Source organism: Halomicrococcus pelagicus (assembly GCF_050954125.1).
In genome coordinates this window covers 176,709-194,784 of record NZ_JBPBWC010000002.1, presented here as the reverse complement: position 1 = coordinate 194,784, position 18,076 = coordinate 176,709, and the positions used below count along the sequence as shown (strand labels likewise).

Genomic DNA, 18,076 nt, shown 5'->3' with positions numbered 1-18,076 from the left:
TGCTGGCCGTCCTCAGAGGTCCCTTGCCAGCAGGATGGCGTCGGCTCCGTCCGCGTAGTAGTCCGCTTCTCTGTCCCGTTCGACGAACCCCAGCGAGTCGTACAGCGCCCGGGCCGGCCCCGCGTCCGGCCGGACCGCAAGCGTCACCCGCGAACAGTCACGGTCCCGGAGGCGGTCGAACGCGGTCGCGAGGAGGCGGCGCGCTCGCCCCTCCCGGCGATGGGCGGGTTCGACGGCGAGTTCGGCGACGTAGGCTGCCTCGTCGCCCGGAACGACGAGGACGTAGCCGACCGGGACCTCTGCCGCGGACGCGTCGCCCGCGGCGGTCGAGACGAGGACCAGCGGCGGACCGCCGACGGCGTACTCCAGTAACTGGGGCGTCGGCTCCGGCAGCCACTTCCGGACTCGACGGAGGCGCGGCAGGTCGTCGGGACGGGCGTCGCGAATCACGACAGGCCCGCCAGCAGCGCGAGCGCGCCACCGAGAATCGCGCCGGAGAGGGTGGCGAGGAAGTTGACGGTCTGGTTGCCGACCAGTTCGCCCTCGACGGTCGCTCCGAGCAGGCTGTCGACCGTCATCCCGCCGACGCCGGCCAGCGCGACGACGGCACCGCCGAGAGCGCCGACCGTCCCGAACAGGACGACGGCGATGGCCGCGACGATGGTGGCTCCGAACGCGCCGGCGAGTTCCCCCTGCCAGGTGACGCCGCCGTCCGTCCCCGGTTCGACCTTCTCCAGCGTGGTGATGAGCCGTGGGTCGTCGAAGACGCCGCCGATCTCGCTGGAGAGCGTGTCGCTCATCGCGGTAGCGATGCTGCCGGCGAACGCGAACAGGAACACGTCGCCGGCGAACGGGAGGTGTGCCCGCGCGGCGAACGCGATGACGGCGACGAGCGCGACGGCCGCGTTGCCGAGGACGTTGCCGCCGCCGCGCGCGCCCTCGTTGGCCTCGGCGACGCCGTTGTCGCGCTTCTCGTCGTAGCGGAACTTCGTCGAGAGGCTCCCGAGCGCGAAAAACGAGATGAGGACGGCGAACCACGGGTACCCGCCGAGGACTATCGTCAGCAGCGCGAGCAGTGCCCCGGTGAGCATCCCCGTGACGCTGGCGGTGTCGAGCGCCCACGAGAGGTAACCGAACCCGACCGTGACGGCGATGGCGAGCGCCACTTCGAGCAGCGTCACGTTCACGGTGAGGACGGTGAACAGCCACAGGAGCAGCGCGACGGAGAAGAGCACGAGCGGGTCGTCGCGCTCGAACAGCACCGAGCGCAACAGCGCCGCCAGGAGCGCGCCGCTGGCGGCGAGGAAGACGACCTCCGGGCGGCTCCCTACGCCCGCTGCGACGACCGCCAGCGCGACCGACTGGGCGGCTATCGCAGCGACGAACCCACCGAGCGCGAACGCCGCGGTGGCCGCGATGGCCGACGACGACCGCTGGCGGGCGAGACGCTCCGCGAGGTTCCCGTACGATAGCAGGAGGACGGCCGCCACGAACGCGTGGACCGGTAGGTCGACGAGCATGACGAGCATCGCCAGTCCGGCGGTCGCGAAGGCGAAAGCCGCCAGACCGCGCAGACGACCCTCCCGACGGTCGCTCGGTCTCGCGAGGAGGTCGAACGCCTTCCCCTCGTCGACGACGAGTGCGAGCGCTCCGAGCGCCGCGAACAGGGCGGCGACGCCCGCGACCAGCACGGACGCGGCGAGCGCGAGCGTTCCGATTCCGGCGAACGCCGCTGCCCGCCGAACACTCTGGTTCACGTTATTGGCCGTTTTGGTGACGCACACTTAACGGTTCCCGAAGGGCGCGGTCCTCACGCGGAGGGGACGGAGTCGTCATCGGCGGAGCGACGGTCACTCGAAGTCGCGGCGCATCGCGATCTCGAACCACGGACAGAGCCGCAGTTGGCGGTACCACTTCGGGTTGTCGTGGAGGCGCTCGTACGGCACCCACATCAGGCCCGCGACCTCCTCCTCGTCGGGGTCGAGACTGGTGTCGTCGAGGGTGACCTGCAGGACCGCACACACCTCGTGTTCGACGCCCTCGTTCGGATAGTAGCGCTTGTACTCGAAGCGATCGGTCAACTCGACGTCGCCGTACTGGTCCGGCGAGATGCCCAGTTCCTCCTCGAGGCGCTGGCGCGTCGCCTCGTGCTGGGTCTGGTCCTGCTCGGGGTGGGAGGCGACGGTGCCGTCCCAGTAGGTGTCCCAGAGGCGCTTGTCGGGGCTGCGCTGGGCCAGCAGGATGTTGCCGTCGCCGTCGAAGACGAGCGAGGTGAACGCCCGGTGGCGGGTGCCGTCGCCCATGTGGGCTTCCAGCCGGTTGACAATTCCCTGCTCGTTGTCGTCTTCGTCAACCGCGACGACGTGTTGCTCCGCATTCTCGTGGGTAGCGTCCTCGGACGACCCGGATGCGCTGTCAGCGCTCATGCTATTACAGACGCGCTATCGTTTTCAAAATCTCTTCGAAAAGCTCCTGACGCGCTCGCGGTTGAATTACCGTGTCCGGTCTCCGTCACTCCGCCGACGCGTCGTCTCGCGACCGGTGGTTCGCCGTCGTCCCGCGTCCTCAGTGCTCCACCTCGACGGAACTGCCGAGGTACTTCGAGACGACCGCAGCGACCGAGTCGTCCTTGAATTCGGGGAGGTTCGCTCGAATCTCGTCTTTCAGCGCCTCGTAGTACTCCTCGTCGGTGCGGAGCGCGCGGTACTCGACGCTCGTGACGGTGACGCCGAGCGCCTCGCTCGTCAACTCGCGGAAGTGGCGCTCGTCGCCTATCTCGCCGCGCCAGAGGTTGTCGCGGAAGAATAGCCAGCCCTCCTCGCCCGGCGGGTCGGCCGTCCGGGAGAGACGCGTCTCGAACTCCTCCGGGTCGAGGCTGACGCCGCCGGCTGCCGGTTCGACGCGGAACCGGACCGCGAAGACGTACCGGGCGTCCATCAGCGCAGGTCGTCGAACTGCTCGGCCATGTCGACGTCCTTGTCCGTGATGCCGCCCTCCTCGTGGCTGGTCAGCCGTACCTCGACCTCGTCGTACCGAATCGTCATCTCGGGGTGGTGGAACTCCTCGTCGGCGATTTCGCCCACTTCGGAGGCGAACGCGACGCCCGCGAGGTAGTCCTCGAACTCGTAGACGCGCACTATCTCGTCGCCGTCGCGCTCCCAGCCGCTCGGAATCCGTGCGCTGATCTCGTCGTCGGACAGCAGTTCTGTCATACCGGCACCGACGGCGTCGGGGGAAATAAAACTCGTTGCCCAACCTTTTACTGCGATCGCGGTCGGCGACACGCGCCTGGCGGCGCGTACCGTCCGGAGCCGACCGTCGCAAACGGTCGAGGTTAGTCGTCGGCGGTGGCGTCGCTCAACATGTTGGCGACGAACTCCGGCGGTCCCTCGTCCTCGTCGAACGCGGGGTCGAACAACCGGAGCGCGGTGTTGATGGTCGTCCAGTCGTCGTCGGCGGCGGCGTCGCGCAGGCTCTTCGTCGGCGGTGCGAGCAACTGGGAGACGAGCGCGTCGGCCATCGACTCGACGACCTCGCGCTGATCGTCGTTCAGGTCGCCGCTGGCCTCCAGCCGCGAGAGCGCGGTCCCGAGTTCCCGCTCCTTGACCCGGTCCGCTCCCGCGTACATCGCCGCGATGACCTCGTCGGCGCGCTTGCGCTTGTACTGCTCCAGCAGGTTCTCGAACTCCCGGTCGACCATCGCCTCCACCGACTCGGCCGCGGCGCGACGCTGGGCCTGCGTCTCCTCGGTCACCGACTCCAGGGCCGCCATGTCGTGGACGACCACGCCGTCGATGGCCGCCGCCGCGGGCGAGACGTCGCGCGGCTGGGCGATGTCGACGACCAGCGTCTCGCCCGCGTCGTCGACCGCCCCGGCGTCGAGAACGTGGTCGTCGCTGCCCGTCGCGGTGACGACCACGTCCGCACGAGCGAGCCACGTCTCGAGCCCGTCGAGGGTCACGGCGCGAGCGTCGTCCAGTTCGACCGCGTCCGCGAGCGTCTCCGCCCCGTCGAGCGAGCGGTTGGCGACGACGAGGGTGTCGACGCCCGCCTCCGCGAGCGCGTGGGCGGTGACGGTACCCATCTCGCCCGCGCCGACGACGAGCGCTGTGGCGTCGTCGACCTGGCGCTCGTCCGCGACGAGTTCGACCGCGGCGCTGCCGACCGAGACGACGCCCTCGTTGATGGCCGTCTCCGTGCGCGCTCGTTCGCCGACGTGGATGGCTTTGGTCACCGCCTCCTCCAGCACCGGACCGAGCGTGCCGACGTCCTTGGCGTCCTGGTACGCGTCGCGCACCTGGCCGATTATCTGGTCTTCGCCGAGGACGAGCGATTCGAGACCCGTCGCGACGCGCAGCAGGTGGCGCAGGCTCTCCTCGTGGCCCATCTCGACGACCGAGTGGCCCCCCACGTCGGGCGCGAACTCGGCGAGTACGGCTCGACCGGTCGCGGGAGCGTCGGTGACGACGTACGCCTCGAAGCGGTTGCACGTCTGGAGCGTGAACGCCTCCTGGACGTCCGACGCGGACGCTAGCCGTTCGACCGCGTCCTGCTGGTCTGCGTGGCAGGCGCGAGCCACGTCGTCGAGACTGGCGCGGTCGTGGGAGACGCGCACGCCCGAGATGATGCCGACGCCTGCAGTCACGGTAATTTCCCTCCGACGATTGCGGTACAGAGATTCATCGATAGCACCTGAATAGGTTCTTATCAGGGAGTTTGAACGGGCTGCACGTAAAGCCTTCTAACCTTCGACACCCGTGACGGCGAGGTCCATCTCTTCGATGTCCTCCAGTATCGCCTCGTGGTCCGCGCTGGCCTCGTAGTAGAAGACGACGTCGAAGGTGCCGTCCCGGAGCAGCTGCTGGCACTCCCAGACGAACTCCTCGTCGTTCAGGGTGAGCCCCTGGTGCTGGTTCGAGGCGAAGTCCGTGTCGTCCGTGCCCGAGTAGACGAACGTATCCGTCGGCTCGTAGCCCGCGTGCTGGGCGATGACGTCGCCCACGTCCACCGTCACCTGGTGCATCTCCACGTCCTCGTCGCTCCCGAGGTCCGTGTGGACGACGGCCCCGTTGAGTTCGATGTCGCCGGGTTCGAGCAGTTGCTTCGTTCGCTGGTAGAGGTCCTCGTCGATGACGCTGTCCATGTTCGCTGGTACGCGCCCGGGCAGTTAAACGGCCTACGGTTCCCAGGCGACGGGGCTGGTGACGACTCGCTGGCTTCCGCGAGGATTGACGGACGACGGAGTCGACACGCGGGCGACTCGGCGTCGTTTCACGGCGCGCACTCGTCGCTCGCGGTCGCCATCGCGCTCGACGCGCGACGCGAGCAGTTGCTGGTCAATCCATCGTTCGCTAAAATGTGTAGGATTTCGCGCGGCAGCGCGAAGCACTCCCGCGGCAGAACTATCGCTACCGATACCGATTACAGTCGGGTGAGGTTCGTCGCGCGCGGGCCTTTGTCGGCCTGCTCGATGTCGAATTCGACCTCCTGACCTTCTTCCAGGTCGGGGCCGCCAACGTCCTCCATGTGGAAGAACACGTCCTCGTCCGCATCCTCGGTGTCGATGAAACCGTAACCGCCGGTCTCGTTGAAGAAGTCAACCGTACCTTTCGCCATTGCGTTCTACCCAAATCACCCCATAGTTAAAAAGGTATGCACCGACGCCGGCTGTGACACTCGGTAACGCGTCGCTTCTCCCCGGGTCGGAGCACCGAATCGATTCATGACGGTTGTGGTAACGTTTAACACATAGACGGATGGCAAGGCTGATGCCGGTCGCGTGAATCAGTACGGACCGAGATGTTGGCGCGGGTCCGGAACAGGTTCGAAACGGCGTACGAGCGACACCTACAGCGGAGCATTTCGGGCGCGCCGACGCACGTCGCCGTCATCCAAGACGGCAACCGGCGGTACGCCAGCCAGCAGGGCGAGGATGCCCCGGACGGACACCGCGCGGGCGCGCAGACGACCGAGCGGGTGCTCGACTGGTGCGAGGAACTCGGTATCGAGGAGCTGACGCTGTACGCCTTCTCGACCGAGAACTTCGAGCGTCCCGAACACGAGCGCCAGGCCCTGTTCGACCTGCTGGAGGAGAAGCTCCGCGAGTTCGCCGACGCCGACCGCGTCCACGACGGCGAGGTTTGCATTCGCACCATCGGTGAGGTCGACCAGCTTCCACAGCGCGTCCGCGACGCCGTCGAGTACGCCGAGCGCCGCACCCACGACTACGACCGCTTTGTCCTGAACATCGCGCTGGCGTACGGCGGCCGGAACGAACTGCTCGGCGCGGCCCGCGACGTCTCGCGGGCGGTCGCCGACGGCGACCTCGACCCCGGGGATATCTCCGTCGAGACCATCGAACAGCGCCTCTACGACTGCCCCGTGCGCGACGTGGACCTCATCATCCGGACCGGCGGCGACGAGCGTACCAGCAACTTCCTGCCGTGGCACGCCAACGGCAACGAGGCCGCCGCTTTCTTCTGCACGCCGTACTGGCCCGAGTTCTCGAAGATAGATTTCCTGCGTGCCGTACGGACCTACGAGTCCCGGGAGGAGTCGTTCCGGCAGGCGAAGGTCCAACGCGCGCTCGCGCTGGTGCGGGCGGTGGGCGGCGTCGAACTGGACGAGGCCCGCTCGGTCATCCGGACGTTCGCGGAGTACGTGCCGGACGGCGCGTCGGTCGAGGAACTGGAGTCGCCGGAGGAGCAGACGGCGGAGTGAGTTCGCGCTAGTTTATCGTCCGAAACACCGGAAGACCCTACCGCCGTCCTCCGAGTGTCGGACTACCGACCGAAGCGCCGCTGTCTGTTCTTGTAGTCCAGTATCGCGCGCAGGTAGTCGCGCCGTCGGAAGTCCCGCCAGTTCACGTCGGTGAAGTACAGTTCCGAGTACACCGACTGCCATATCATGAAGTCCGACAGCCGCTCCGCGCCGGTCTTGATGACGAGGTCGGGGTCGGTCGGGAAGACGAGATGCTCCTCGATTTCGGACTCGTCGACCGCGTCGGGGGCGACCGATCCGTCCTCGACGCTCTCGGCGACGGCGCGCACCGCCTCGGCGAACTCGTGTTTCCCGCCGAGACCGATGCTCACCTGGATAGGTGCGTCGGCGCGCTGGGTGTCTCCGGGGCCCCGGACGGCGGTCTTGCGCGGTGCGGCGACGTTCTCCAGTTCGCGCTCCAGCGTCGGAACCGCGCCGGAGTCGAGCACGCTGACGTACACCGTCACACGTTCGGCGCCGTAGTCGAACGCCCAGTCGAAGAACCGTTCGAGCGTCTCGTACGCCCCCTGCTCGAGGAGGTCGCGCTCGGTGATGACGACGGCGATCTGGCGGGGCGGGTCGGCGTCGTGACGGCGGACGCGGGCGGCGAGATAACGGTCGTACAGTCCCACTATCCTGTGGTGGCCCGGGGCGAATCTTAAGCGTGACGACCTGTGGCGAGCCTACGCGACGGGTCGCCCGGACGTTCACGGGGTGGCCAGTTATACCGGCCGCCGTCGATACGTTCCTCATGGAGCACGTCGAGTATCTCTACACGTTCGGGATGGACGAGGCGGAAATCGAACGCCACCTCCGGGAGGCCGAGACCGGTGTCCTCTCGCTCGCCCGGGGAGACGACGCGTACGCGGTGCCCGTGGGCTGTCACTTCGACGGTGACCGACTCCTTCTGCGTCTCGCCGCCGAGTCGGAAAGCGAGAAGATGTCGTTCGTCGAGGACACCGGTCGGGCCTGTTTCGTCGTCTACGAGGCGACGACCGACGAGTCGTGGAGCGTTCTCGTCACCGGCGAACTCCGGGAGGCCGACGAGGAGTTCGACGAGACGAAGATAAACGAGTGGTTCGCGCCGCTCCGGGTGTTCGACGAGGCCATCGACGAGGTCGAGCCCGTGCTGTACGAACTGGAGATGGCGAAGGTCACCGGGAGACGGACCTGAGAGGCGACGGTCGGTCTCCGCATCCGTGTGGAATGTGATACCGAAACCAGGAAAATATTTTGGTCGTATCGACTGGCAAGATATTTCACTACCGGGACCGGTAGTGTCTCGGACGCGTGACGGAGCTTGACGGCGAAGACATCGGGGCAGGCATCTATCGGACAGCGTTCCGTGGGACGAGAGCGCCGGCCATCATCACCGACCCCGACCTCGTCGTCCGGGACGCCAACGACGCCTGCCTCGAGTTCACCGGCTACTCCCGGCCGGAACTGGTCGGCGAGACGGCGCTCGACCTGTTCGAGGAGTCGGCGGTGTGCGACGAGATCGTCGCGACGCTCGCGCGCGGCGACACGTGGAACGGCGAGGTGGAGGTCGCGACGAAGGACGGTCGACTCGTCTACGGCCGGGGGTCGTGCACGCCGGTCACCGTCGACGGCGAGACGCGCGGCTACGTGGGCTTTTTCACCGACCGGACGCAGCACCGGCAGTACGAGCAGAGCCTCCGCATCCTCAACCGCGTGCTCCGGCACAACCTCCGCAACGACGCCAACGTCGTCCTCGGACGCATCGAGATAGTCGCGGAGCAGGTCGACGACCTGGCGCTCCGCGATTCGCTGGCCACCGCACGGGAGAAGGTCGACGCGATACTGGACTACGCCGAGACGGCACGCAACCTGAACGACCTGCTCTCGAACACCGGGTCCTCGTTGCACCCCGTTCGACTCGACGAGGTGTTGCGACGGAAGGTCCGGGCCGCCGCGGAGCGGTATCCGGACGCCGAGTTCGTCACCGACTTCGGTTCCGACCCGGTCGTCGTCGCGGCCGACGACGCGGTCGGGACGGCGCTCGAAGCGGTGCTGGTCAACGCCGTCCAGCACAACGACAAGGCGACGCCGCGGGTCGCCGTGGACGTCGCGGTCGAGTCGGGATACGCCACGGTCACGGTGGCGGACAACAGTCCGGGCGTCCCGGCGAGCGAACGCGACCGCATCTTCGGCCGCGAGGAATCGACGCGGTCCACCACGGCCAGGGATTGAAGCTGTTCTTCGTCGACCGCCTGATGGAGACGTACGGCGGCGAGGTGTGGGCCGAGGACAACGACCCCGAGGGTTCGGCGTTCAAACTGCAGTTCCGGACGAGCGGCGAGTCCTGATTCCGACGGACTGCGGGAAACGTCGACTAGACGCTCAGTCGAATCGTCTCGTCGGTGATGTCCGCGACGTACTGGTGTCGAAGGTGGTGGACCTCCTGGTTGACGACGCCCTCCCACTCCAGGTCCTCGAGCGTGTCTCTGTCGGCGTCCGAACTGACGGTGACGTAGAGCGACCCGTCGCGCACGTCGTCGACGGTACCGACCTGGACGCCGTTCGCTGCGACGACTCGCTTTCCGACCTGTTTCTCGGTGAAGTCGGCCATGTCCGACGGTTCGGTCCGGAAGCAAGTGTGCGTTCGGGCCGCACCGACGGGACGCGTCGACCGCCGAGACCGAAACGGTTTTTCTCCCGACATCTCAATTTCGTTCATGGACGACGTCGACCCCGTCGCGGTCCGCGAAACCGTCCTGGCCGACGCGGCGGAACTCCTCGCGGGCGTCGAACGGCGCTGGGGCGACCTCCACCGACTCGATTCCGTCACGGTGGACCCGCTCCCCGGCGACGACGACTCGTTCCCGGCGAGCGCCGACCGCTTCTACGAGCAGTTCTACCCCTACGCGGCCGGCGCGGTCGTCACCGACGAGGCCGGACGCCTGCTCTGCGTCGATAGCGAGGCTCGCGGCGAGTGGGAGACGCCCGGCGGCGCGGGTGAGCCCGGCGAACGCCCGGCAGAGACGGCCCGCCGCGAGATGCACGAGGAGACCGGCATCGAGTGCGAACTCACGGACGTCCTCTTCGTACGCCGGATGGAGGTCGACCTCGGCCGGTCCGAGACGCTTCCGATTCCCGTCGTCGCCTTCACCGCGCGACGCACGGGCGGGGTCGAACTCGACGCGGACGCCCTCGACGACCACGAGGAAGTCGCCGACGTTCGGTGGTTCGAACTGGCGGCGGTGCCGACCGACCTCCGGGAGTACGAGACGATTCGCGCGCACCTCGACGCCCTCGACGGCGCGGGGAGTGCGCGGTAACGGCGACCCCGTTCTGCGTCGGCCGCAGACGTTCCGGAGCGGAACCGTCAGCGATAGCTATCAGATGTAGCACTGTTAGGTGGATGACGTACGACGCCATCGTCTTCGACAACGACGGCGTGCTCGTGGAACCGCCCGCCGAGGACGTGCTGGTTGCTGCCGCCCGCGACGCGTTCGCCGAAGTCGGCGTCGAGTCGCCCGACGAGCACCACGTCGAGGCGATGGTCCGCGGCGTGACGCCCGAGCGTCTCCGCGAGGTGTGCGGCGCCTACGACCTCGACCCGGCGACGTTCTGGCGGGCGCGCGACCGCACCGCCGCGGCGGCCCAGCGCCGGGAACTCCGCGCCGGCCGAACTACGACGTACGACGACGTGACCGCGCTTGCGTCGCTCGACCGCCCGTTCGGCGTCGTCAGCACGAACCAGCACGAGACCATCGAGTTCGTCCTCAACCACTTCGAATTCCCCGAGTTCGAGACGTACTACGGCCGGCCCCGACGATAGAGAGCCTCCGCCGGAAGAAGCCGAACCCCCCCTACCTCGACGCCGCGCTCGCGGACCTCGACGTCTCGGACGCGCTGTTCGTCGGCGACAGCGAGAGCGACGTGCTGGCGGCGGCGAACGCGGGCGTCGACTCGGCGTTCGTCCGCCGTCCGCACCGCGAGGGGTACGCTCTCGACGCCGAACCGACGCACGAGATCGCAGGGCTGGACGAACTGCCCGCGCTCGTCCGGTAGCCGACCGTCGCGCTCGTCAATAGCCGAGTCGGGCGAGCGTCGCGGCGAGTTCCTCGCGGTACGGGTCACCGAAGTAGTAGACGTGCACTACCAGCGGGTAGAGCGCGTACACGTCCCGGCGCGATTCGTAGCCGGGGTCGATTCCCCGACGGGCGTCGTAGCGCTCGAAGAACGGGTCGCCGACCGTCCCCGTCCAGTCGAGGTACGCCAGTTCGACCTCGGCGTGGGCGTAGTAGGTCGCGGGGTCGAGGAACGCCGCGACCTCGCCGTCGCGCGCGAGGACGTTGTTGGTCCAGGCGTCGCCGTGAATCAGCGACGGTGCGTCGGGTTCGACCAGCAGGGCGTCGCAGTCGGCGGCGACCTCCTCGACGCGTCCGGCGAGCGCCGTCGGCAGTTCGCCGGCCTCGCGGGCGACCTCGGCGGCGTATCGGAGTCGCCGGTCGCGGTAGAACGCGACCCAGGAGTCCGTCCAGGGGTTGGGCTGGACCAGCGACCCGGTGAGGGTGTCGCGCTCGAACCCGAACGCCTGGGCCGTCGTCTCGTGGAGCGCGGCGAGGTGGTCGGCGACGTCGCGTTCGACCATGGGCGTAAGACGGGACTCGCCTTCGACGTACTCGAGGAGCAACAGGTCGTCGCTGGCGCGGTGAACGTCGGGAACCGGCAGCCTCGCGTCCGCGAGGTGAGCGAGCATCTCGGCTTCGACGGTGAGGGGAGCGTCGCGGGTCTTGGCGACGAGCGAGTCCCGGTCCGCGAAGTCGACGCGGTGGACGGTGCCCATCTCGCCGCCGTCGAGTTCGACCAGCGCGGCGGGCCGCTCGTCGACGGCGGCGGCGATTCGAGTCGCGAGGTCGGACGTCACGTCCGCGTCGTCGCTCGCCCCGACCAACAGTGGTGCGGTTCGGACCGAGCGGAGGAGGCCCGTGACCGCTCGCCTCGGGCCCTCCGACGATCGCTCCGGCGGGAAACCGGACCCGACCGGTGGACAGCTTTACCTCCGCTCCGTACGTATCCGAAGGTATGAACGTTCTCGTCGCCGGCGGAACCGGGTTCGTCGGACGGAATCTCGTCGCCGAACTGGACGACCGGGGCCACGACGTGACGGTGCTCGCGCGGAACCCGGACGAGGCCGACCTCCCCGAGGGCGTCGCTACCGCGATGGGCGACGTGACCGCCAGGGCGTCCATCGTCGACGCTTTCGACGGACAGGACGTCGTCGTCAATCTAGTCGCGCTGTCGCCGCTGTTCGAACCCCCGCGGGGGCTGAGCCACACGAGCGTCCACCTCGGCGGCACCCAGAACGTCGTCTCGGCGGCCGAGGAGCGCGGCGTGGACAAGATAATCCAGATGAGTGCGCTCGGCGCGGACCCGGCCGCCCCGACCGAGTACCTCCGCGCGAAGGGGCGGGCCGAATCTGTGGTGAAGGAGTCGGACCTGCGCTGGACCATCTACCGCCCCTCCGTCGTGTTCGGTGATGGCGGGGAGTTCCTCTCGTTCACGAAGAAACTGTCCCCACCGTATCTCGCGCCGCTGCCGGGCGGCGGGAAGACGCGGTTCCAGCCGATCTGGGTCGGCGACATCGCGCCGATGCTGGCCGACGGCGTCGAACCGGAGCGCGACGGCGCCACCTACGAAATCGGTGGACCGGATGTGTTCACCCTCGCGGACGTGGCGAGACTCGTGCGTCGCGCGAACGGACAGTCGGTCACCGTCGTCCCCGTCCCGATGGCGCTGGCGGGTGCGGGACTGAAGATAGCCGGGGTCATTCCCGGCTTCCCGATGGGAGCCGACCAGTACCGCTCGCTGCAGCTCGACAACGTCACGAGGGACAACGACGTCGAGTCGTTCGGTGTCACACCCCAAAACATGAAAAGTCTCGAAGAGTATCTAGGAGTCGAGAGGAGAACCCCTGACGGAAAGTAGAAACTCAGACAGGTATGGGAAATTATCTGTGTGTGGGTAGACCTGTGTGGACATATCCAGACTTAAAGAAGGGGTGTATGATAGCTGTCTGGTCGAATGGAGAGACGCCAGGAAATCGCTCCATTCGGGGGGTTTACCGTGGAGAGTGTCTTTTCTCCGAGACACGAAACACCAAAAGCTTATCTGGTTATTCATAGTGGTGTCTTTCAAACGGAGAACGGTACCGAAAATCAAACTCGCGGTGATCGGGTTCGGTCAGGCTGGTGGCAAGATTGTCGATAAGTTCCTGGAGTACGACCAGAGAACTGGCAGCGGCATCGTCCGCGCGGCAGTCGCGGTCAACACCGCCAAGGCCGACCTTATGGGGCTCGAACACATCCCGCAAGACAACAGGGTGCTCATCGGGCAGTCCCGCGTCAAGGGACATGGAGTCGGAGCAGACAACGAACTCGGCGCGGAAATCGCCGAAGAGGACATCGACGAAGTACAGGGGGCGATAGACAGCATCCCCGGCCACGAGGTGGACGCGTTCCTCATCGTGGCCGGGATGGGCGGCGGCACCGGTAGCGGTGGTGCGCCCGTCATCGCCAAGCATCTCAAGCGCATCTACACCGAACCGGTGTACGGCCTCGGCGTCCTGCCGGGCAGCGACGAAGGCGGCATCTACACACTCAACGCCGCGCGCTCGTTCCAGACGTTCGTCCGCGAAGTGGACAACCTGATGGTGTTCGACAACGACGCCTGGCGACCGTCCGGCGAGAGCGTCGAGAGCGGCTACGAGGAGATAAACGAGGAGATAGTCACTCGCTTCGGCATCCTGTTCGGTGCGGGGGAAGTCGGCGGCGACGACGACGTCGCCGAGAGCGTCGTCGACTCGAGCGAGATCATCAACACGCTCAGCGGCGGCGGCGTCTCGACCATCGGCTACGCCGCCGAGGAGGTCGAGATGCAGGAGTCCAGCGGACTGCTCTCGCGGTTCACGGGCGGCGACGGTGGCGGGTCGGACGACAGCGCCCACACCACCAACCGCATCACGAGCCTCGTCCGGAAGGCGGCGCTCGGTCGGCTGACGCTGCCCTGCGAGATAGACGGCACCGAGCGTGCGCTGCTGGTGCTGTCCGGTCCGCCCGCCCACCTCAACCGGAAAGGAATAGAGCGCGGCCGCAAGTGGCTCGAAGAGCAGACCGGCAGCATGGAGGTTCGCGGCGGCGACTACCCCGTCAACGAGCCGAACGTCGCCAGCGTCGTCCTGCTGTCCGGCGTGACGAACGTCCCGCGCATCAAGGAACTCCAGCAGGTCGCCATCGAGGCACAGGAGAACATCGACGACATTCGCCAGGAGAGCGAAGAGAACCTCGAAAACCTCGTCGAGGATGAGGAGGATGAACTCGACCCGCTGTTCTAGGCTTGCCCCCCTCGTCGTCGCCGCCGCGCTCGTCCTCTCCGCAGTCGCGCCGGCGGCGGCCATCTCGGTGAGCAAGGACGGCGTGCCCGGCGAGGCGAAGGTCGGGTCGGAGGTCAGCGGTTCGGTCACCCTGACGGAGCTCTACGGCGACTACGAGCAGTGGACGCTCCGCGGCGAGACGGAACTGAAGGACGTCACGTGGACCGTGACGACCTTCGACCAGGCCGGCAACCAGAAGAGCAAGCAGTCGTACGACGGCCAGTCGTTCAACCACTCGCTCAGCCTCGACAGCGGCGTGAGCGAGGTGAAGCTGACGGTCAAAGGGACGGTCCCCGAAGTGGAGAGCTACACCTACGACTCCCGGCCGGCGTTCACGTTCGCGGAACTGACCCAGGTCCGGCAGGGCGGTAACTCCAACACGTTCCGGACCGTCTCGGTCGACCACTACACCGAGAAGAGCGAGCAGGCCCGCAACGCCATCGGCGACGCCGAGCAGGCCATCGACGACGCCCCGAGCGGTGCCGACACGGCGGACGCCGAGAGTTCGCTCGACGACGCCGTCACGGCGTACAAGGCGGGCAACTTCCAGCTCGCCATCAACCTCGCGGGCAAGGCCGAGGAGAGCGCCAACACGGCCGCCAAGAAGGCCCAGCAGTCCCAGCAGCGGACCACGCTGCTGATGTACGGCGGCGTCGCCGTCGTCCTGCTGCTCGTCGTCGGCGGTGGCGTCTACTGGTACCGTTCCCAGCAGCAGAACACGAGCAAACTGCGTTGACATCCTCCCCGCCCTAAAGGGCGGGGCTTTCTCCTCGTACTTCCGTAACCTCCCGCGACCCTTCTTCCACAGTTCCTTAACGCCGCACCGTCTACGCCCGATCATGCAGGTCGTCGTCCCGTTCGCGCCCGGCGAGCCCAAGACCAGACTGGCCGAGGCGCTCGCCGCCGATGAACGCCGTGCGTTCGCGCAGACGATGCTCCAGGACGTGCTCGACGCCGTCCGGGCGACAGGCCGGGAGCCGACGGTGCTCTCGACCCAGCCCGTCGACGTGGACGCCCCGGTCACGGTCGACCCGCGTCCCCTGACGCCCGCGGTGAACGAGGTGCTCGGAGACGGCGCGACGGCGGTCGTGATGGCCGACCTCGCGCTGGCGACGCCCGACGCGCTGGAGAGACTCTTCTCGGCGGACGGCGACGTGGTGCTCGCGCCCGGTCGCGGCGGCGGGACGAACGCGCTGTTCGCGCGCCACCCCGAGTTCCGCGTCGACTACCACGGCACCTCCTACCTCGACCACCGCGAGGCCGCCCGGGCGGTCGGCGCGAGCGTCACCGAAGTGGACTCGTTCCGCCTCGCGACCGACGTGGACGAGTCCGCCGACCTTGCGGAGGTACTGTTGCACGCCGACGGCCGGGCGCGCGACTGGCTGGCGGACGCCGGGTTCGGGCTGTCGGTGACCGACGGGCGGGTCGAGGCGCGGCGAGGAGAGGAGTAGCGACGACTACGCCGGAGCCGACAGGTTCGCGACCGCTCCGTCTGCGGGGCCGCCCGCGGCGGGCGACCGACGCACCGGCGCGGGTCGGTCGACGGGCGACTCGGCGAACTGCAGGCGGAGCCAGCCGAGCCACGGAATCCGGAACTCCGCGGTGCCGACGACCCACTGCGGCTTGACCGGGCCGGTGAGCGCGAGCGCGCCGACCTGGTCGTAGGCTCCGTTGTTGTCGCCTTTCGTGATGAAGCCGGCGTGGGGCGCGGGGCAGTAGGCCAGTTCTCCACAGTCGTCGGCACCGCCGACGTACTCGGGGTTCGCCTCGTCGTACCAGTTCTCGCCCTCCTCGACCCAGAAGCGCGCCCGGTGGATTATCGGCGTCCGGTCGGACTCGCCGTCGGGCCTGAAGATTATTACGTCTCCGTAGCTCCCGAACTTCTCGTAGCCGGCTCGCTCGCCGGCCGCGTAGGTGACGACGCCCGTCCCGTCCCGCGCGGCGTCGCCGGCGAGGCGGTGTTCCTCCATGACGAAGACGAGGTCGGTTCGGGACATGTGCGGTTCCATACTCGGACTCTCGACCGCCACCATCGGCGGCCAGACGCCGCTGACGGCGAACAACAGGAGGCCGATGGCGACCACCCAGCCGGCGGTCAACAGCACGTCGCGGACGATGGCGACCGGCTCGTCGTCGGTCGTCCGGAGCCAGTGGAGCCACTCCCGGGGACCGGCGTCGTTCGGCGGTGACATTCACGGGAGGGTGTGTCTCGGGTTCGCTTGAATGTTCGGATTCGAGGAACGTTCCGCGGGCTCCCGGGCGGTCCGCATCGCGCAGTTCCCGTCGCCCGCGTCGCTCGCCGACGTCGGCGGTCCGTTCCCGGCAACCTCGTCCGCGGTTCCAAACCCTTTTCGTCGGGGTCGCGTAGTACGATGCGTGATTCCCGGGACCGCCGAGTACGACGTCGACGTCACCATCGACCAGCGCGAAGTCGACGACCTTCTCGCGGTCACGCCGGCCGACGTCTCGGCCGCGGACGAACTCACGTTCGCGAAGAACGTCTTCGTCCCCCTGACGACCGCCTGCCGGTACACCTGCACCTACTGCACGTACTTCGACGCGCCAGGCGAGGCGTCGCTGCTCTCGCCCGAGGAGGTGCGGGACGTCGTCCGCCGCGGCGCGGACGCCGGCTGCACGGAGGCGCTTTTCACCTTCGGCGACGACCCTGACGACCGCTACACCCGCATCCACGACCAGCTCGAGGAGTGGGGCCACGACTCCATCCACTCCTATCTCCGCGAGGTCTGCGAACTCGCGCTCGATGAGGGCCTGCTACCGCACTCGAACCCCGGCGACCAGACGCGCGAGCAGATGGCGCAGGTCGCGGACGTGAACGCCAGCATGGGCGTGATGCTGGAGACGACGGCGGACGTGGACGCCCACGCCGGTCCCCGGCGGAAGAGCCCGGGCCAGCGGCTCCACACCATCCGGACGGCGGGCGAACTCGGCGTGCCGTTCACGACCGGCGTCCTCGTGGGCATCGGCGAGGACTGGGACGACCGCGCGGAGAGCCTGCTGGCCATCCGCGACCTGCACGAGCGCTACGGCCACGTCCAGGAGGTCATCGTCCAGAACGTCGTGCCCAACGAGCGGTCGTCCTTCGAACAGCCCTCCGTCGAGACCATGCGGCGCGTCGTCGCGATGGCCCGCCACGCGCTCCCCGAGGACGTGTCGGTGCAGGTGCCGCCGAACCTCTCGCCCACCCGCGAACTGCTGGACTGCGGCGTCGACGACCTCGGCGGCGTCTCGCCCGTGACCGACGACCACATCAACCCGGAGTACAAGTGGCCGGCCCTGCGCGAACTCGAGGACATCGCCGACGAGGCGGGCGTTCCGCTTGCCGAACGACTCCCGGTCTACGAGCGGTATCTCCCAGAGGAAATGGGTGGCGAAGCCGACGGAAACGAGTGGATTCCAGCGACGGTTCGACGGGCTATCGAGGCCGACGACGAGGCCGGAGCGCGGTATCGAAACGTCCTGTCCACTTAATTTCCGTTGGTTGGAGAGGCTTTTCCTCTCGTAGCTCTCTTATTTCCAGACCTCTGCACGCGTCCAAGCGTCGCATACCCTCTGAACGTTTGCGACGATACGCTTGAACGGTTCTGCCCCGGATAATTCACCGTGGGACACATACCGGTTGCATTCCCGAATACGAACAAAAGTAAAAGCAACCAGAGTAGACCTCCACTTGCTCGGTGTGGGAAACAACTACAAAGACGCTCACGTTCAAGTATCTCTGATGTGAGACGAACATTCCGGAACGATTAGCGCTGTTTATTTATATATCGCGTCCACGACGTGGTGCGGGATTCATTCCCCGGTACACGGCCGGATTCGGAAACTCGTCCTCGACGGGCGCGTTTCACATATGGTCGTGTTTCGAACCTGAAAGGGGAGGGGGTTCCCGCGGAGAAAGCT

21 protein-coding genes and 1 pseudogene are annotated in these 18,076 nt (G+C 67.5%); 10 read left to right on the top strand and 12 right to left on the bottom strand.

The window, feature by feature from the left end; translation table 11 throughout:
• Positions 1–12 precede the first annotated feature (12 nt).
• The 8 genes from ACRYA2_RS05715 to ACRYA2_RS05680 form a co-directional block, all read right to left on the bottom strand.
• Complete coding sequence (locus ACRYA2_RS05715; protein WP_433625119.1) at positions 13–450, bottom strand: GNAT family N-acetyltransferase; 438 nt, start codon at positions 448–450, stop codon at positions 13–15.
• Positions 447–1,757, bottom strand: a complete 1,311-nt coding sequence (locus tag ACRYA2_RS05710; protein ID WP_433625117.1) for a DUF92 domain-containing protein — start codon at positions 1,755–1,757, stop codon at positions 447–449. The genes ACRYA2_RS05715 and ACRYA2_RS05710 overlap by 4 nt, the downstream gene beginning before the upstream one ends.
• Positions 1,758–1,850: 93 nt before the next feature.
• Positions 1,851–2,426 (bottom strand): NUDIX hydrolase, encoded by a 576-nt coding sequence (locus tag ACRYA2_RS05705; RefSeq protein ID WP_433625115.1) that lies wholly within the window; start codon positions 2,424–2,426, stop codon positions 1,851–1,853.
• A gap of 139 nt (positions 2,427–2,565) precedes the next feature.
• Positions 2,566–2,937: an LWR-salt protein gene (gene lwrS, locus ACRYA2_RS05700; RefSeq protein ID WP_433625113.1), complete on the bottom strand. Its 372-nt coding sequence runs from the start codon at positions 2,935–2,937 to the stop codon at positions 2,566–2,568.
• On the bottom strand, positions 2,937–3,212 hold the full coding sequence (locus tag ACRYA2_RS05695) for a 4a-hydroxytetrahydrobiopterin dehydratase (protein WP_433625111.1): 276 nt from the start codon (positions 3,210–3,212) through the stop codon (positions 2,937–2,939). The genes lwrS and ACRYA2_RS05695 overlap by 1 nt, the downstream gene beginning before the upstream one ends.
• A 122-nt stretch (positions 3,213–3,334) precedes the next feature.
• Entirely contained in the window at positions 3,335–4,645 is a 1,311-nt protein-coding gene (gene hemA / locus ACRYA2_RS05690; protein WP_433625109.1) for a glutamyl-tRNA reductase, read from the bottom strand.
• 96 nt (positions 4,646–4,741) lie between these two features.
• Entirely contained in the window at positions 4,742–5,143 is a 402-nt protein-coding gene (locus ACRYA2_RS05685) for a DUF5778 family protein (protein ID WP_433625107.1), read from the bottom strand.
• Positions 5,144–5,421: 278 nt separating this feature from the next.
• Positions 5,422–5,616: a cold-shock protein gene (locus ACRYA2_RS05680; RefSeq protein ID WP_113276996.1), complete on the bottom strand. Its 195-nt coding sequence runs from the start codon at positions 5,614–5,616 to the stop codon at positions 5,422–5,424.
• A 183-nt stretch (positions 5,617–5,799) separates the two neighbouring features.
• Between ACRYA2_RS05680 and uppS the strand changes: the two genes are divergently transcribed.
• Positions 5,800–6,720, top strand: coding sequence for a polyprenyl diphosphate synthase (gene uppS / locus ACRYA2_RS05675; protein WP_433625105.1), 921 nt, complete (start codon positions 5,800–5,802; stop codon positions 6,718–6,720).
• Positions 6,721–6,782: 62 nt separating this feature from the next.
• On the opposite strand, the gene ACRYA2_RS05670 is transcribed toward uppS, so the two are convergent.
• Positions 6,783–7,391 (bottom strand): undecaprenyl diphosphate synthase family protein, encoded by a 609-nt coding sequence (locus ACRYA2_RS05670; RefSeq protein WP_433625103.1) that lies wholly within the window; start codon positions 7,389–7,391, stop codon positions 6,783–6,785.
• Between the two features lie 119 nt (positions 7,392–7,510).
• Between ACRYA2_RS05670 and ACRYA2_RS05665 the strand changes: the two genes are divergently transcribed.
• Both ACRYA2_RS05665 and ACRYA2_RS05660 read left to right on the top strand, forming a co-directional pair.
• Entirely contained in the window at positions 7,511–7,933 is a 423-nt protein-coding gene (locus tag ACRYA2_RS05665) for a pyridoxamine 5'-phosphate oxidase family protein (protein ID WP_433625101.1), read from the top strand.
• Positions 7,934–8,049: 116 nt separating this feature from the next.
• The gene (locus ACRYA2_RS05660; protein ID WP_433625099.1) at positions 8,050–8,970 is read left to right on the top strand and encodes a PAS domain S-box protein; all 921 of its coding nucleotides are present in this window, start codon (positions 8,050–8,052) and stop codon (positions 8,968–8,970) included.
• Positions 8,971–9,112: 142 nt separating this feature from the next.
• Here the strand turns inward: ACRYA2_RS05660 and ACRYA2_RS05655 are convergent, their stop codons facing one another.
• Complete coding sequence (locus ACRYA2_RS05655) at positions 9,113–9,349, bottom strand: hypothetical protein (protein ID WP_433625097.1); 237 nt, start codon at positions 9,347–9,349, stop codon at positions 9,113–9,115.
• A gap of 106 nt (positions 9,350–9,455) precedes the next feature.
• Between ACRYA2_RS05655 and ACRYA2_RS05650 the strand changes: the two genes are divergently transcribed.
• Both ACRYA2_RS05650 and ACRYA2_RS05645 read left to right on the top strand, forming a co-directional pair.
• Positions 9,456–10,058 carry an NUDIX hydrolase gene (locus tag ACRYA2_RS05650; RefSeq protein WP_433625095.1) on the top strand — a complete coding sequence of 201 codons (603 nt, stop codon included), beginning with the start codon at positions 9,456–9,458 and terminating at the stop codon, positions 10,056–10,058.
• 83 nt (positions 10,059–10,141) lie between these two features.
• Positions 10,142–10,794 (top strand): annotated as a pseudogene (locus tag ACRYA2_RS05645) (HAD family hydrolase).
• 16 nt (positions 10,795–10,810) lie between these two features.
• Here the strand turns inward: ACRYA2_RS05645 and ACRYA2_RS05640 are convergent.
• Positions 10,811–11,653 (bottom strand): fructosamine kinase family protein, encoded by an 843-nt coding sequence (locus ACRYA2_RS05640; protein WP_433625093.1) that lies wholly within the window; start codon positions 11,651–11,653, stop codon positions 10,811–10,813.
• Between the two features lie 158 nt (positions 11,654–11,811).
• Here ACRYA2_RS05640 and ACRYA2_RS05635 point away from each other — a divergent pair, with 158 nt between their 5' ends.
• The 4 genes from ACRYA2_RS05635 (at position 11,812) to cofC (ending at position 15,609) form a co-directional block, all read left to right on the top strand.
• Positions 11,812–12,714, top strand: coding sequence for a complex I NDUFA9 subunit family protein (locus ACRYA2_RS05635; protein ID WP_433625091.1), 903 nt, complete (start codon positions 11,812–11,814; stop codon positions 12,712–12,714).
• Positions 12,715–12,943: 229 nt separating this feature from the next.
• Positions 12,944–14,119 carry a tubulin/FtsZ family protein gene (locus ACRYA2_RS05630; RefSeq protein WP_433626023.1) on the top strand — a complete coding sequence of 392 codons (1,176 nt, stop codon included), beginning with the start codon at positions 12,944–12,946 and terminating at the stop codon, positions 14,117–14,119.
• Positions 14,097–14,894 carry a hypothetical protein gene (locus ACRYA2_RS05625; RefSeq protein WP_433625089.1) on the top strand — a complete coding sequence of 266 codons (798 nt, stop codon included), beginning with the start codon at positions 14,097–14,099 and terminating at the stop codon, positions 14,892–14,894. Before ACRYA2_RS05630 ends, ACRYA2_RS05625 begins: the two co-directional genes overlap by 23 nt.
• A gap of 103 nt (positions 14,895–14,997) precedes the next feature.
• Positions 14,998–15,609: a 2-phospho-L-lactate guanylyltransferase gene (gene cofC / locus ACRYA2_RS05620; protein ID WP_433625087.1), complete on the top strand. Its 612-nt coding sequence runs from the start codon at positions 14,998–15,000 to the stop codon at positions 15,607–15,609.
• Between the two features lie 6 nt (positions 15,610–15,615).
• Here cofC and ACRYA2_RS05615 read toward each other — a convergent pair whose 3' ends face one another.
• Positions 15,616–16,350 (bottom strand): S24/S26 family peptidase, encoded by a 735-nt coding sequence (locus tag ACRYA2_RS05615; RefSeq protein WP_433625085.1) that lies wholly within the window; start codon positions 16,348–16,350, stop codon positions 15,616–15,618.
• Positions 16,351–16,534: 184 nt separating this feature from the next.
• Between ACRYA2_RS05615 and cofG the strand changes: the two genes are divergently transcribed.
• Positions 16,535–17,647 (top strand): 7,8-didemethyl-8-hydroxy-5-deazariboflavin synthase subunit CofG, encoded by a 1,113-nt coding sequence (cofG, locus tag ACRYA2_RS05610; RefSeq protein WP_433625083.1) that lies wholly within the window; start codon positions 16,535–16,537, stop codon positions 17,645–17,647.
• Positions 17,648–18,076: the final 429 nt, after the last annotated feature.

Coding starts and splice junctions, on each gene's coding strand:
- ACRYA2_RS05705 (WP_433625115.1), bottom strand. CDS start 2,426: ATGAGCGCTGACAGCGCATCCGGGTCGTCCGAGGACGCTACCCACGAG.
- lwrS (WP_433625113.1), bottom strand. CDS start 2,937: ATGGACGCCCGGTACGTCTTCGCGGTCCGGTTCCGCGTCGAACCGGCA.
- ACRYA2_RS05695 (WP_433625111.1), bottom strand. CDS start 3,212: ATGACAGAACTGCTGTCCGACGACGAGATCAGCGCACGGATTCCGAGC.
- ACRYA2_RS05685 (WP_433625107.1), bottom strand. CDS start 5,143: ATGGACAGCGTCATCGACGAGGACCTCTACCAGCGAACGAAGCAACTG.
- ACRYA2_RS05680 (WP_113276996.1), bottom strand. CDS start 5,616: ATGGCGAAAGGTACGGTTGACTTCTTCAACGAGACCGGCGGTTACGGT.
- uppS (WP_433625105.1), top strand. CDS start 5,800: ATGTTGGCGCGGGTCCGGAACAGGTTCGAAACGGCGTACGAGCGACAC.
- ACRYA2_RS05665 (WP_433625101.1), top strand. CDS start 7,511: ATGGAGCACGTCGAGTATCTCTACACGTTCGGGATGGACGAGGCGGAA.
- ACRYA2_RS05655 (WP_433625097.1), bottom strand. CDS start 9,349: ATGGCCGACTTCACCGAGAAACAGGTCGGAAAGCGAGTCGTCGCAGCG.
- ACRYA2_RS05650 (WP_433625095.1), top strand. CDS start 9,456: ATGGACGACGTCGACCCCGTCGCGGTCCGCGAAACCGTCCTGGCCGAC.
- ACRYA2_RS05635 (WP_433625091.1), top strand. CDS start 11,812: ATGAACGTTCTCGTCGCCGGCGGAACCGGGTTCGTCGGACGGAATCTC.
- ACRYA2_RS05625 (WP_433625089.1), top strand. CDS start 14,097: ATGAACTCGACCCGCTGTTCTAGGCTTGCCCCCCTCGTCGTCGCCGCC.
- cofC (WP_433625087.1), top strand. CDS start 14,998: ATGCAGGTCGTCGTCCCGTTCGCGCCCGGCGAGCCCAAGACCAGACTG.
- ACRYA2_RS05615 (WP_433625085.1), bottom strand. CDS start 16,350: ATGTCACCGCCGAACGACGCCGGTCCCCGGGAGTGGCTCCACTGGCTC.